Below are 14,197 nucleotides of genomic sequence, written 5' to 3' on the forward strand. Positions count from 1 at the left end.
TTTACGGTAACAGTTCAGACTGGCCGGCGTATGTTCGGCGCTGACCGTACGAATTCCGTGAGCATTCAACAATGACAGGAGGACAAATGATTGAAATGCCCATTTTGCAATGCAGCGGATACCAAGGTGATTGATTCGCGGCCGGTGGATGACAACAGCTCAATCCGGCGGCGGCGGCAGTGTGAGACATGCGGGAAGCGTTTTACCACATATGAGAAGCTGGAGACGCTCCCGCTGATGGTGATAAAAAAGGGCGATACGCGGGAGGCTTACGACCGGTCCAAGCTGGAGGCCGGAATCATCCGTTCCTGCCATAAGCTGCAGGTATCGCCGCAGCAGATAGCAGCTCTGATTGACGACATTGAAAATCAGATTTTTAACCGGGAGGAGCGGGAAGTTCCGTCCTCTGTGATCGGCGAGCTGGTGATGAAGAATTTAAAGGAGCTGGATGAGGTCGCCTATGTCCGGTTTGCGTCTGTGTACCGTGAATTCAAGGATGTCAATACATTCATGGAGGAGCTGGGAAAGATTTTGGAGAGCAGGCAGGGCGGAAAGGATGTATGATGCTTAAACAGTTTTATCCGGGCAGATGCGCGGCCTCCGCGTACGGGCTCCCTTACGGGGATTTCTACAGCAGGGGGATCCGGGGCGTGATATTTGACATTGATAATACGCTGGTTCCCCACGGGGCCCCGGCCGATGACCGGGCCAGGGCTCTCTTTAAGGAGCTTCAGGAGATGGGGATGAACACCTGCCTGATGTCAAATAATAAGGAGCCAAGGGTGGCGTCCTTTGCCGGGGAGGTCGGTTCCGGTTATCTGTTCAAGGCCGGGAAGCCGCGGCGGCGCGGATATGAGGAAGCGATGAAGCAGATGGGGACGGCGCGTCAGGCCACGCTCTTTGTGGGCGATCAGATTTTTACGGACATTTACGGCGCAAACCGCGCCGGAATTAAGTCCATTCTGGTAAAGCCAATCGACCCAAAGGAGGAGATCCAGATTGTGCTGAAACGCATTCCGGAACGGATGGTTCTGTGGTTCTATAAAAGAGGGCGGCAGAAAGTAGCGCGAGGGTAACAGTAACATATAAGGCCGTCCGCACGATCCGGCGGAAATGACTTGCCAAAAGGAACAATCGTAACCGTCCCGAAATTATCTGAACGGATACGCCCGAGTCAACAACCCCGCTGCAAGCAACGGGGCGTCAAACTTGCAGCGCTGCAGGGCAGCGGGGTATTTGACCCTCGCGGCAGCCGCCAAATGTGCATGCAGGCATGCCCGCTTGGCTCGTTGCCCGCGGGAATAAAAGGGCTCTGAAATATAAGGAGAGACAGCGATATGGATGGAAGAACAAAAGTTTACGGGATCATAGCCAATCCGGTAGAACACAGTATGTCCCCGGTTCTGCACAATCTTTACGGAGAGCAGACAGGAGTTGATCTGGTCTATGTGCCGTTTAAAGTAAAGGAAGAGGCGCTTCAAAAGGCGGTGGAGGGCGCGTTTGCGCTCAACGTACAGGGGATGAGCGTGACGGTTCCGCACAAGCAGGCCGTGATGCCGTATCTCGCGGAGATTGACACGGCGGCGGCCGATATCGGGGCAGTCAACACCCTGGTGCGGACAGACAGCGGCTACAAGGGCTACAACACCGACGTCCCCGGCCTTTTAAGGGCTGTCAGGGAGGAAGGCATCATCATGCAGGGAAGGAAATGCATCGTCCTGGGAGCCGGCGGAGCGGCCAGGGCGGCATCCTATATGCTGGCCGGAGAAGGCGCAGAGGAGATCTGGATTCTCAACCGCAGCCTTGATAAGGCCCAGGCGCTGGCCGGATGGCTGAACCGCCTGACCGGAAAGGATACGGCAAAGCCCCTGGCCCTGTCAGACTATGCCAGCATACCGGGAAGCGGTTACTTTGCCATCCAGTCAACCAGCGTGGGAATGCACCCCAATATAGACCATGCGCCTATAGAGGCCCCGGCTTTTTACGAAAAGATCAGCGAGGCTTATGACAGCATCTACACCCCGGCCGAGACGAAATTCATGAAGTATGTAAGCGCCGCCGGGGGCCGCGCCTTCAACGGCCTAAACATGCTTCTGTATCAGGGCGTGGCGGCATTTGAGCTCTGGAACCCGGGCGTCCGGGTCGAAGCCGCCGCCATAAAAGCCGCCCGCCGCCGGATACAAGAGCTTTTAGAGAAAGGAAAAGCATGAAAAACCTTATTTTAACAGGCTTCATGGGGGCCGGCAAAACCAGTGTGGGAAAAGCCTGCGCACAGGCTTTCGGGATGTGCTTTAGCGATACGGATCAGATGATTGAGACGCAGGAGGGCCGCGCCATAAGCGAGATCTTTTCCACCCAGGGCGAGGAAGCATTCCGCCGCATGGAGACAGCGCTTTTAAAGCGTCTCATAAACGCCCCGCGTCCCGCTCCCGCTGCCTGCCCGTCTCTGGCTGACTCTTCGGGCGGGCTTGTTGTGTCCGTTGGGGGCGGACTCCCCGTCCGGCCGGAAAACAGACGCCTCCTGAAACAGCTCGGCCAGGTCATCTGGCTGAAGGTTTCAACCGAAACCGTCCTGAACCGCTTAAAAGGCGATACGACGCGCCCCCTTCTCCAGGGCGCAGATGTCCGCGCGCGCGTGGATGCCCTGCTGTCGCAGCGAAACGCGCTGTATGAGGAAGCGGCGCATGCCGTAATCTGCGTGGATGGAAAAACGGTGGGGGAGATTGTGGACGAGATCAGGCGGCTGTTAAAAAAACCGGAACCGATCGCGATCCGGGCCGCAGCGCCGGACGATGCGGGGGAGCTCCTTGAAATTTACGCCCCATACGTGACGAAAACAGCCATTACCTTTGAATATGAGATCCCGGCCCTGGAAGAATTCAGGGGCAGGATCGCGGACACGCTGAAAAAATACCCCTACCTCGTCGCAGAGCATGAGGGCAGGCTGATCGGCTATGCCTATACTCATCCGTTTGTCGGAAGAGCCGCCTATGACCGGGCGGTTGAGACAAGCATTTACGTGCGGGAGGATCAGCGGAAAACCGGAGTGGGAAAAAAGCTTTATACCGCCCTGGAGGCCGTTTCCAAAGCCCAGAATATCCTGAATATGAACGCCTGTATCGGCTATCCGGAGACAGAGGATCCGTATCTGACCAAAAACAGCGTGCAGTTTCACGCGCACATGGGCTACCGGATGGTCGGAGAATTCTACAAATGCGGGTACAAATTCGGGACGTGGTATAACATGGTGTGGATGGAAAAAATCATCGGACGCCATACGCCGGATCCGGCCCCGGTGATTCCCTTTCCCGATTTAAAACCGGATGAGATCGCGAATGTACGCTTGTAGTTTCGGCGGAATTCCATAAAATGTACTCTCGGAATCTCACAAAATCAGGCGCGGCGGGATTCCGAGAGTACATTAAACACAAAAGGAGGACAAGCATTATGCAGTATCGTATCATAGGAGAAACCATGCCCGCCGTCGAGGTTCAGTTCGACGCCCCGGGGGAGAGCATGTTCACACAGTCCGGCGGCATGGCCTGGATGACAGACGGAATTGAGATGAGCACCAACACAAAGGGCGGCCTTATGAAGGGCCTTGGCCGCATGTTTGCCGGGGAATCCCTGTTCATGGCTACCTACCGGGCTTCGCGGGCCGGCGCGCAGATCGCCTTTGCCTCCACAGTCGCTGGCCGCATCCTGCCTGTGGATGTCGGCGCCAGAGGCGGCCTCATCTGCCAGAAAGGCGCGTTCCTGTGCGGGCAGGACAGCGTCCAGCTCAATGTAACCTTCACGAAAAAGCTCTCCTCCGGCCTGTTTGGCGGCGAAGGCTTTATCCTGCAGGACATCAGCGGAAGCGGCATGGTCTTCCTGGAGATCGATGGGGATATGGTGGAAAAGAATCTCGCTCCCGGCGAGATCTTAAAGGTTGACACCGGAAATGTGGTCGCATTTGAGAGAAGCGTCGAATACGGCATTGAAACCGTAAAAGGGCTGGGAAATATCTTCTTCGGCGGAGAGGGCTTATTCCTCACCACCTTAAAAGGCCCCGGAAAGGTGTACTTACAGACCCAGAATATCGCTGAATTCGCCGGAAGAATCGCAAGATTTATCCCCACCAGCGGAAAATAACGCAGGCGGCGGGCACGCTTTGACAGGAAAGACAGCGCAGGCGTGTAAAATAAAGCGGCGCAGCAGGCTCTTCCACACGGGACAAAAGGCCGGTATACGTCTGCATGCGGACGTGATATCGGCCTTATTTGCTTTGTATTACTGTAACCGTCCAGGGTTATCTGAACGGTTGCGCATTGCTGTGCCCTGCGGGCGGTAACCTTAACGTTTCATATTGACTAACTCGTTTAAAACCTCATCGCTGACCGTAATCAGCTTTGAATTGGCCTGAAATCCCCTCTGCGTGGTGATCATGTCCGAAAACTGCTGGGCCAGATCCACATTGGAAGCCTCCAGGTAACCAGTCATCAAATCCGACGTGGAGCCGCCGGGCTGTGTGACCGAAAAGGATCCGGTGTTATCGCCGCCGGTCGCGCCGTAATAATAACCGCCCTTTTTCGTAAGCCCCTCCGGGTTCTGGAAGGTGGCAATCGCCACCCAGCCAAGCGTGACAATCTGCCCGTCAATTTTGTCCTTATCATCCGCTTTGGGATCATCCTGATGCTTGATCTTTGCCGTCAGCCTGCCCAGCTTATCGATCTGTATATCAACCACCTCAAGCGCAGTATCGCCTTCAAATCCGATAGAAGGGTCGGCTCCGCCCGTGCCGTCATCCGCAGGCGGAACCGCTTTTGTATAAGCGGCCGGGGCCCGCAGCGGCTCAAGGCTCTTTTTGGGTTTAAAATCCTTATCGGCAGCGTTTTGTCCGATCTGGCCATATTCCGTCTGGAACCCATAGACAAAATTTCCCATCCCGTCAACCAGGTATCCATTGCTGTCCAGCTTAAACTGGCCTACCCGGGTATAGTCAAAGCTCTGGCCTTTTATACCGGAATCTGCATCATTTGGATCATCGACTTTGATTATCTGAGGGTATGTGATAAAAAATCCATCCCCGTTGATACTGGCGTTCAGCCCGCCCACATAAGTAGGCGTGGACGCCGTCATATCCGTAGCGATTGTCCCCATCAGGGAGCCGTATCCAAACTGGGCCGCATTCGTGCCGCCAGCAGTGGACGTGCCTCCCGTGGACGCGCTCGTCGTCTGGTACATTGCCTCCTGGAAGCTGTAGACCTGCGATTTAAAGCCAAATGTATTGACATTCGCAATATTATGACCAATCACATCCAGCCTGTTCTGGTGCGCGCGCAGCCCTGCGACTGCTGAATCCATTGCTCTTAACATCCATTTTTCCTTTCTGCTGCTGTTTGCTTTCCGTCCGCGCGGCAGGCCTGCACTTCGCTTTAAACGGAGGTAAAACGTGCCTCGCAGTGCGAAACATCGTTTAAATCATTATACCCCCCCCCGAGCAACTTTTGTCAACCGGAAATCCTGCAGGGAGCGCGGGCATCCGGGCAGATGGAGAGGATGAGGCTTTTACGGTCATGTCAGCTTATTCGCGCCGGGCCTCCATACATTTAGACTTCGTCAAATTACATCCATATTTGATATCCCTCGCTTCGCGATACACACAAACCGCAAAAAACGCGGTTTAGCGCTGCTACCCCCGGGTTTTCTGTGACTTCCGCTACGCTGCACTCACAAAAAACACCTCGCAGAATACTACCTGTGAATGGTAACAAAATTTTTTTAAATTTCAAAAAATACTCTTGACAATTTTCCTGTTATACAGTATAATATAAATCGTTCATTCCAATGGGCTATCGCCAAATGGTAAGGCAACGGACTCTGACTCCGTCATTTCAAGGTTCGAATCCTTGTAGCCCAGTATAGAAAAGCCTTAAATCAAGATTTTATCTGATTTAAGGCTTTTTGCATAATTAAATAAGGAAGACTTTTCTTCCTATTCGCCACGCGGCCCGTGCGCCGCATTAAGACACAAATAACGAAAAGAAAAATAAAACTACTTTTTTCATACACAAAACCTACATGTTATGATTGTATCCGAATGTTATTAACTTTAGATTCCATAAGAATCTCCTGAGCATGCATCCCACCCCACCGGCCGATATTTATTGACAGGGCCTCCTTCTCACAATTCCCTCACCCGTCCTTCCCGGATCAAAACCTGCTTCCCCTCGAAAGCAAATCCATACGTATAGATCCGATGCATTCCAATTCCCTCCGCTTCCAGCGACGCCTTATAATTTTGGCGTTCAATCTGTGCCAACGCTTCCCTGGCCGTATCTTCCAATGTCTTTTCCCCATCCGGCTCCCGCGCTTTAAATTCCAGAATCACTGCCGCATCCTCCGGATAACGCGGTTTAAGCATCACATCATACCTCCCAAGGCCGCTCTCCCTGTTCGACGTAACCACATAGCGATCCGCCAAATCCACAAGAAGGCCCAATACAAACCCGTGATAAAACCGCTCCGGCTGCGCATCATCCGACGGCTTTTTTCCGCTGTCAAAATAACTGAACATAGCCATTGCCACCTTATTCATATATACATTCATGGAGCGGATATCCCCGGCCCGTATAACGCCCCCTTTCAGAAGATGCTCCATATCCATCTTGATCCCCCGATCGCCCCTGCGGATCAGCCGGTCAGCCAGGCTGTTGCTGCTGGTGCTGGCCCAGTATGCCGACAGCCGCTTTTTATCCAAAAAGTTTAAGATGGACCATGGATTATAGATATCGTTTTTTTACCAAAGGTAAATCCGTCATACCAGTCCTATAATAACCTTCTTTCCCTCAAAGTTAATCCATCCCGTCCTTCCGCCTCTCTCCCCCCGCAAACGCGCTGTGATTCACCACGAAAATCCCGCCGCTGACCAGCAAAAGAGCCGCAACATTGCGCGCTGAAAACGCCTGTCCTCCCTCGCCCAGTAAAAGCGCGGACAGCACCACGCCCACGACCGGGTTGGAAAAGCCGTAGATCGACACCCGCGACACCGGGTTATATTTGAGTAAAAGCCCCCATACCGTATAGGCGGCGGCTGACAAAAAGCCCAGGTACAAAAGCATCGCCGCCGCCGGATATGAGGCATGGCGTATACTCCCCCCAAGCGCCAGGCCGCCTGCTGCCAGGACTGCGCCGCCTGCCAGAAACTGCCAGCCGCTCAAAAGAACGGGATCCGAATCCGCGGAGTAACGCTTAATTAAAGCAGAGGAAAACGCATACGACACAGCGGATAAAAAGACGAAGCCCTCTCCCAGTAAGCTGGCATTTTGATGCATCCCGCCGCCGGTTAAGTTCGCCGCCGCCACGCCCAGAAAGCCCAGAAGGCAGCCGGCCGCCTTCGCAGGCGTCAGCTTCTCCTGCCGGAACACAAGGCTTGACATCAGGATCGTCAAAAGGCTGTTGCTCCCTGTGATAATCGCGCTCTTCACACCGCTGGCGTGTGCCAGTCCAATATAGAAGAAAAAATACTGAAAAACCGTCTGAAACGCGCAGAGCTTCGCGATCTTTGCGATATCGTCTCTCTGCGGAACCAGCCGCCTCCCCTGCAGCGCGCTTCCGGCCAGAATCACCATGATCCCTGCCAGCGCAAAACGCAGGCCGGCAAATAAAATCACCGACCCGGTATCTCCCGCTGATATCTGAAACAGCCTGTATCCAATCTTAATACAGGAAAATGCGCTCCCCCACAGGGCGCAGCAAAACAACGCCAGCAGCCCCATCACGACAGGCCGGGATAACACATCCTGCATCCCTGTCAATTTCTCTCGTTTCATCATCCATCTCCCCGTGGCAGACGCCAAATCTGCAGGCCGGCCTGTCTGCAGCGCGTCTGAAAAATCATTCCTGCAAAGTCAAACGCACATCCGGCAGAAATCATTTTTCAAACACGCCCCGGTACAGCATTGCCCGCGCCAATCACCGCCTCATATTCCGGATCACCGCATAAATCAGCCAGGCCACAATCAGGACAGGGGCGAGGTGAACCAGAAGTGAAAACACGCCGCCCACAATGGCGAATGTAGCCCCAATCACAATAAAAAACAGAATCACTCCAAGGAGCTTCCAGTACCACTTATTCAGATCCACGTAGTGAAAATACGGATTTCTCCGCTCATTCGGATCCTTCCCGGCATAGCGGCTCTCGAAGCTTCCCGGCGCTTCCGAAAAGCCGCCTCCAGTCCCTGTCCGTCCGCCCCCCGCGGCGCTGCTGTCTATAATCGTCCTCGCAATCAGCCTTGGGCTTCCGATCTCCCGGATGACCTCCTCCTCACTCCGCCCCTTTAAACACTCCGAAGAGATATACTGGCTGTAATAATTTAAGTTTTCCCGCATCACAGCCGCCGAAACCTCCCCGGTCAGCGCATCCTCAAGCTCCTTTAAAAATTCTGCCTTTCTCATATGCCTCTCCTCTGTTGGAACCGTTCCTTCAGAACGCCCTTGCGGTACGCCTCCAGAAGCTCCTTCAAATCTTCAATCCGGCCCGCCAGCTCGCGCCCTTCGTCCGTATCCGCCACGCGTATCCTCTTGCGCATCTTTTCCACAATACTCACCCGCGGCGTCAGCTCCTGGCTGGGATCAAACGGCTTGTGCTCTGCCAGCGCCAGATGCCTTGAATTAAAAATAAGCGTATAACCGGCGATGCCCGTCTTTCCCTGATACGCCTTTGACAGCCCTCCGTCGATAATAAACAGCTTCCCGCCCGCCTTGACCGGCGTCTCCCCGTCCTTAATTTTCACCGGGACATGGCCGTTGATAATATGCGAGCCCGCCGTGGAAAAACCGAATTCCTCCAGAATCCGGTCGCAGTGCTCCTCCTGCACGCTCAGCCTGTAATACGGGTTCATCCGTTCTTTCTTAAGCTCCGGCTCCGCCAGGAAATAGTTCTCAAATGTGGCCATCTTATCCTTTCCAAACACCGGTGATTTCGAGCCGCACCACAGGTACCACATAAAATCACAGCTCTTTTCCTTCTCCGGCGTACCTTTCTCCAGAAAATACGCATTCTGGATCTGTCCGTCGATAAAATCCATCAGCGCCTTCCCCTTATACGCCTGTCCGTCAATCACAAGCTCATCAAAGCGGCCGTCCTCCCGCATCGGGATACAGCCGTGATACAGAAGGTTGGAATTACAGCACTTATACATCCCGCCATTGGAATATAAAAACTTAATATGCCTGTGCAGAAGCGCGCTGTGGCAGAAGGAGAGCGTCAGAGTGTGCAAAAGCTCCTCCTCCTCCTGCGAAAGCTTCAGCGGATCCGCGGGATCTACAGTCGGGAAATTCGTATCCAGAAGCTGATACTCCTTTCCCCCTATGCGGACCGTTCCCTTCTCAAAATCAATAGCCTTTAACAGGATCCGGCTCTCCATCCCGTACTCCGGATGGCGCAGGATAATCTGCCCTTCCATCTTAAACTGCATCATGGCAATAGCTTTGTGCATCTTGGCCGCCAGCCCCGGATCCACGGCGTCATAAATATTCTCATCAAGAATATGCGGCATAAACCGCGTGCACGGATCATCCTTGTACACCCTGGCCGCAAACATGGAGAGCGGGCGGATATTAATCCCATACCCGTCCTCCAGCACATCAAAACCATTGTAGCTGATCGCGATGCGCAGCACATTGCAGATGCAGGCCGGATTGCCCGTCGCGGCCCCCATCCACGAAATATCATGATTGCCCCACTGGATATCCACATCATGGAAATGCATCAGCTCCTCCATAATAATGTCCGCCCGCGGCCCCCTGTCAAAAATATCCCCGATGATGTGCAGATTATCAATCGTCAGGTTCTGGATCAGACGGCACAGCGCAATAATAAAGCTGTCTGCCACATGGATATCAATGATCGTATGGATAATTTCACTGTAATAGACCTTCTTATTCTCGTCATTATAATCCACATGGAGAAGTTCATCAATGATATAGGCAAACTCCGCGGGCATCTTCTTGCGCACCTTGGAGCGCGTGTATTTGGAAGAAACCTCCTTGCAGATCTGCACCAGACGGTAAATGGCAATCTTCTGCCAGTCCTCCGTCAGCTCCCCCGCCTGCCTAAGCTGCGACAGGATCCGATCCGGATAATAGATCAGATTCGCCAGCCTTATCTCATCCTCCTGCGAGATAATATGCCCGAATGTCTCCTTAATCTTTTCACGGATAATTCCTGAGGAGCTGCGCAGCAGATGGATAAACGCCTCATACTCGCCGTGCAGGTCGCTGAAAAAATACTCCGTTCCCTTCGGAAGGCCGCAGATAGCCTTCATATTAATAATCTCGCTCGACGCTGCCCGGATATTCGGGTATTCCCTTGCAAGCAGCTTTAAGTATGCCAGATCTCTCATTTCAATTCCCCCATATATACGTTTTTGCTGACAGTTGCCCCTTTGATTTTGTCTGATTCAACAGGAATATAGTATCACAAGATGGGGGAAAAGGGAAGATGTTACTGAATGCTTGCGGAGGGGATCCTTATATTCTGGATGAGGGATGTCGTGAAAGGGCCGCCGGAAGCAGGCGGTATATCCGACGAAACCCCGCTGCGCTTTTCTCCGAGCGGGAGCGGGGTTCCGTTGGATATGGAAGCCGCTGCTGGCGGCCCTTTCACAGTTCCTTAGCATCTCAAAAGAATCTCAAAGAACTCAAATCGCCTTTCCCTCCGCCTCAGGCGGCATCAGGTGGAAAAAAGTCATCGTCGTGGTAGCCAGCAACTCCCCTTTATCATCATAAATCTTGCAGACGCAGACCGAAAAATTCCTCCCGTTTTTGATCTCCTCCGCCTCTGCGGTGATTTTCTCCGTATTTTTCCCGGCCTTTAAGTAATTGATGCTCCCGTTTACCGTCGGCACGGCATAGGGCCTTCCGGTGGAGGCCGCCGTGCCGGAGGTGGTGTCCGCTATGGTAAACAGGACGCCGCCGTGGATCACGCCCAGCACATTCAAATGGCAGGGCTTTACTGCGAGTTCTCCTTTTGCGTAGCCCATCCTGCGCTCTACAATCTCAAAGCCCACCAGTTTCCTGAAATCCTCCGGGCCTGTGCCCGGCTCTTTGCCGTTTTTCCATGCGTCCGCAAATGTGCCTCCCGCTGCCGCGCTCTCCGGCAATCCTGTGCGATTCTTTTCATTCATTTTATTTACTGCCTTTCTGTCAATATTACGATTTATCGATTGATACCCCGGAAGCGGAACGCCGTAACCGTTCAGATAACTCGGAACGGTTGCGGAACGACTGCTCTTCCGCATAATCCCCGCCTTGTCTTCATATGATCATACAAAAACACAAAATGGTTCGCGCCCAAAAGGCATTGGCGTTGCCGCCGCGGGGGCTGAACCGCTGTATCTGACAGGAGGGACACGATTTGAAACGATTCCGGAATCATTCAGGGGCCGGGCCGGACCGGCTCCTTTTATGGCTTTACAGGCGGCGCATCCAAATCGTCATCGGCCTGGAAGCCCTGGCTGTCTTTTTTCTTCTGGCCGCATACATAACCGGGCCCGCCCGCCCGGCTTCCCGTACGGGGATCTTCCCCGGCCGGCCCTCTCCTCTTTCCGGGCAGGAAACGGATCCCGCGCAGTCCGGAAAGGATGATTTCATCAAATGGGTAGATTTTGACGTCACCAGCGACGCTATGACGCAGGCGTTCCGCTTTGATGTCGCTACCTGCCAGCAGGAAATCCATTTAAACTGGGTGCAGCTTCTGGCCGTCCTCGGCGCCCGGTACGGAGGGGATTTTTCGAGGTATAAACCGGCGGATATGGAAACGCTCGCAAAGCGCCTGCAAGACGGCGAGACGATCGAGGCTGTCACAAAGGATCTCAAATACTATCCTTACTATCTTGAGGCGTATGGAGCCGTCTTAAACGGCATGGTCGGCTATTATGAAATCCAGATCCCCGAATCTGAGGCGCCCGCCTTTGCCCTTGCGCAGGAGCAGGATAACGCCGGCGGAGAGAGCCGCGCGCAGGGAGAGGAAGGGCAGGGCAACGACGCTCCGGAAAGCGGCGGACAGAAGGACGCGCCCGAAACAAAGGAGGAAGCCCTCACGCCTTCCGGCGAGCGGAAGATCTGGGTGACCAAGTACGGGCTTAAAGCCTTTCATCCCCTGGCAAAGCATTTTCCCTACAGCCATTACAACGATTTCGGCGTCTCCCGCTCCTACGGCTACCGCAGGCAGCACCTGGGCCACGACATGATGGGGCAGACGGGCACTCCCGTCATCGCCGTGGAATCCGGTTATGTGGAAGCCATCGGCTGGAACCAGTACGGCGGATGGCGGCTCGGCATCCGCAGCTTTGACAAAAAACGGTACTATTATTATGCCCATCTGCGCAAGGATTACCCATATCAGAGCGTGCTGAAGGAAGGCAGCATCGTCACCGCCGGGGATGTCATCGGATATCTCGGGCGCACCGGCTACAGCGCCACGGAAAATACGAATAACATTGATGAACCTCACCTGCACTTCGGCCTGCAGCTCATTTTCGACGAGTCCCAGAAAGAAGGAAACAATGAAATCTGGATTGACTGCTATGAGCTGATTAAATTTTTAAGCGTCAACCGCTCTGAGTCGGTGAAGGTGGACGGGACAAAGGAATGGACCCGCATTTATCAGATGAAGGATCCGGCTGTCGCGGAGGAGAGCCGGTAGCATAAGGGGAGCTTGGGCCAGACTGTGCCAGGGAAGCATGAAAAGAAAGGCACGCCGCGGGGAACAGACGCAATTGTAAGGCAGGCGTCTGTTCCCGACCCGCCCCTCAATCTTCCTCATGAATAAACAGCCCGCTACGCAGCTTCGGCTCAAACCATGTTGATTTCGGCGGCATCAAAAGCCCTGCGTCCGCCACGGCCAAAAGCTCTTCCATGGATGTCGGATACATGGAAAATGCGACCCGCATGTCGTCCCCGCACCGGCGCTCCAGCTCCGCGCTTCCCCGTATGCCGCCGATAAATTCAATCCTCTGATCCGTTCTCGGATCCTCCACCCCCAGAACCGGAGCCAGTATATAATCCTGCAAAAGCGAGACATCCAGCCCCCGGATGGGATCCTCTGACCGGATCTCCTCCCGCGCCTCAAGAACATACCACGTCCCGTCCAGAAGCATCCCCATCCTGCCCTTTTCGGACGGATGCTTTGCCTCCTGCGCGCCATCCGGTTCCACAATCCGGAAATGCTCCTGAACCCGCTCCAGAAAAGCCTCTGCCGACAAACCGTTCAAATCCCTGACCACACGGTTATACGGCAAAATCCGCAGCTCCTCGTCCGGAAACAGCACGGAAAGGAAATAATTAAACTCCTCGCTCCCGTCATAATCCGGGCGCTCCTTCCTGCGCTTTAAGGCTACCTTCACAGCCGAAGCCGCCCGGTGATGCCCGTCTGCAATGTAAACATCCCCCGCCTCCCCGATCTCCTTTATAAGCGCCGTTATCCGCTCCGCCTCCCCAATACGGAATACACGATGGCGAATCCCATCCGCCGCTTCAAAATCATAAAGCGCTTCCCCTTCTTTTATCTCCTCCAAAAGCGCCCGAAGCCCTTTCCTCGCCCGGTACGCCAGGAAAATAGGCCCTGTCTGCGCATTCAGCGCATCCACATGGCGGATCCGATCCCGCTCCTTATCCTCCCGCGTATTCTCGTGCTTTTTCACTACCCCGTTCAGGTAATCATCCACCGCCGCACAGGCCGCGATCCCGGTCTGCGTATGGCCGTCCATCGTCAGCTCATACAAATACATACAGGGTTCTTCTTCCCTGATCAGAACCCCCTCCCGCTCAAAACGCGCCAGCGCCTCGCGCGCCTTCTCATACACCTGCCCGTCATACGCATCCACCGTATCCGGAAGCCCCGCCTCCGCCCGGTCAACACTCAGAAATGACAGCGGCTCCCTCTCAATCTCGCGCTTCGCCTCCTCGCGGCTATACACATCATAAGGCAGCGCCGCCACCCGCCCCGCCAGCTCCCCCGCCGGCCGGATGCAGCAAAATGGTCTGATTACAGCCATACAAGTCTCCTCCTTTTACACAACTATGTACTCTTGGAATCCCGCTGCACCTGATTTTGTAAGATGATTTTTTGTCAGATGTGCACAAATTTATGAGGCGTACGCGGAACGTACGTTGATTAAATTTGGGTGCGTCTGGCGGAAAATCAGCCGCA

13 protein-coding genes, 1 tRNA gene and 1 pseudogene are annotated in these 14,197 nt (G+C 54.2%); 8 read left to right on the plus strand and 7 right to left on the minus strand.

Annotation, left to right across the window (positions count from 1 at the left end; genetic code table 11):
• Positions 1-90 precede the first annotated feature (90 nt).
• The 6 genes and pseudogenes from nrdR (at position 91) to NFS31_RS06565 (ending at position 4,134) form a co-directional block, all read left to right on the plus strand.
• Entirely contained in the window at positions 91-564 is a 474-nt protein-coding gene (gene nrdR / locus NFS31_RS06540) for a transcriptional regulator NrdR (protein ID WP_251492783.1), read from the plus strand.
• Entirely contained in the window at positions 564-1,076 is a 513-nt protein-coding gene (locus tag NFS31_RS06545; RefSeq protein ID WP_251492892.1) for a YqeG family HAD IIIA-type phosphatase, read from the plus strand. Before nrdR ends, NFS31_RS06545 begins: the two co-directional genes overlap by 1 nt.
• 261 nt (positions 1,077-1,337) lie before the next feature.
• A complete protein-coding gene (aroE, locus tag NFS31_RS06550; RefSeq protein WP_251492785.1) occupies positions 1,338-2,210 on the plus strand; it encodes a shikimate dehydrogenase in 873 nt (290 codons plus the stop codon).
• 74 nt (positions 2,211-2,284) lie between these two features.
• Positions 2,285-2,686: pseudogene (locus NFS31_RS27395) on the plus strand (shikimate kinase); the annotation flags it as partial.
• A gap of 57 nt (positions 2,687-2,743) precedes the next feature.
• Positions 2,744-3,349, plus strand: coding sequence for a GNAT family N-acetyltransferase (locus tag NFS31_RS27400; RefSeq protein WP_251492894.1), 606 nt, complete (start codon positions 2,744-2,746; stop codon positions 3,347-3,349).
• A gap of 98 nt (positions 3,350-3,447) precedes the next feature.
• Positions 3,448-4,134 (plus strand): TIGR00266 family protein, encoded by a 687-nt coding sequence (locus NFS31_RS06565; protein ID WP_251492787.1) that lies wholly within the window; start codon positions 3,448-3,450, stop codon positions 4,132-4,134.
• 201 nt (positions 4,135-4,335) lie between these two features.
• Here the strand turns inward: NFS31_RS06565 and NFS31_RS06570 are convergent, their stop codons facing one another.
• Entirely contained in the window at positions 4,336-5,358 is a 1,023-nt protein-coding gene (locus NFS31_RS06570; RefSeq protein ID WP_251492789.1) for a flagellar hook-basal body complex protein, read from the minus strand.
• Between the two features lie 472 nt (positions 5,359-5,830).
• Between NFS31_RS06570 and NFS31_RS06575 the strand changes: the two genes are divergently transcribed.
• Positions 5,831-5,902 (plus strand) — tRNA-Gln (locus NFS31_RS06575).
• Positions 5,903-6,166: 264 nt separating this feature from the next.
• Here NFS31_RS06575 and NFS31_RS06580 read toward each other — a convergent pair.
• The 5 genes from NFS31_RS06580 to NFS31_RS06600 form a co-directional block, all read right to left on the minus strand.
• The gene (locus tag NFS31_RS06580) at positions 6,167-6,742 is read right to left on the minus strand and encodes a PD-(D/E)XK nuclease domain-containing protein (RefSeq protein WP_331482545.1); all 576 of its coding nucleotides are present in this window, start codon (positions 6,740-6,742) and stop codon (positions 6,167-6,169) included.
• Positions 6,743-6,836: 94 nt separating this feature from the next.
• A complete protein-coding gene (locus NFS31_RS06585) occupies positions 6,837-7,817 on the minus strand; it encodes a DMT family transporter (RefSeq protein WP_251492791.1) in 981 nt (326 codons plus the stop codon).
• Positions 7,818-7,956: 139 nt separating this feature from the next.
• Positions 7,957-8,439, minus strand: a complete 483-nt coding sequence (locus tag NFS31_RS06590; RefSeq protein WP_251492793.1) for a DUF1700 domain-containing protein — start codon at positions 8,437-8,439, stop codon at positions 7,957-7,959.
• Entirely contained in the window at positions 8,436-10,388 is a 1,953-nt protein-coding gene (locus NFS31_RS06595) for a fructose-1,6-bisphosphatase (RefSeq protein WP_251492794.1), read from the minus strand. The genes NFS31_RS06590 and NFS31_RS06595 overlap by 4 nt, the downstream gene beginning before the upstream one ends.
• A 297-nt stretch (positions 10,389-10,685) precedes the next feature.
• Complete coding sequence (locus NFS31_RS06600; RefSeq protein WP_251492796.1) at positions 10,686-11,171, minus strand: PaaI family thioesterase; 486 nt, start codon at positions 11,169-11,171, stop codon at positions 10,686-10,688.
• 299 nt (positions 11,172-11,470) lie between these two features.
• Here NFS31_RS06600 and NFS31_RS06605 point away from each other — a divergent pair, with 299 nt between their 5' ends.
• Positions 11,471-12,691 carry a M23 family metallopeptidase gene (locus tag NFS31_RS06605; protein ID WP_416389434.1) on the plus strand — a complete coding sequence of 407 codons (1,221 nt, stop codon included), beginning with the start codon at positions 11,471-11,473 and terminating at the stop codon, positions 12,689-12,691.
• 106 nt (positions 12,692-12,797) lie between these two features.
• Here the strand turns inward: NFS31_RS06605 and NFS31_RS06610 are convergent, their stop codons facing one another.
• Positions 12,798-14,042, minus strand: coding sequence for a DUF1015 domain-containing protein (locus NFS31_RS06610; protein ID WP_251492800.1), 1,245 nt, complete (start codon positions 14,040-14,042; stop codon positions 12,798-12,800).
• Positions 14,043-14,197: the final 155 nt, after the last annotated feature.

Origin of the sequence: Otoolea muris (genome assembly GCF_943193115.1) — a bacterium.
GTDB classification, from domain to species: Bacteria; Bacillota; Clostridia; order Lachnospirales; family Lachnospiraceae; genus Otoolea; species Otoolea muris.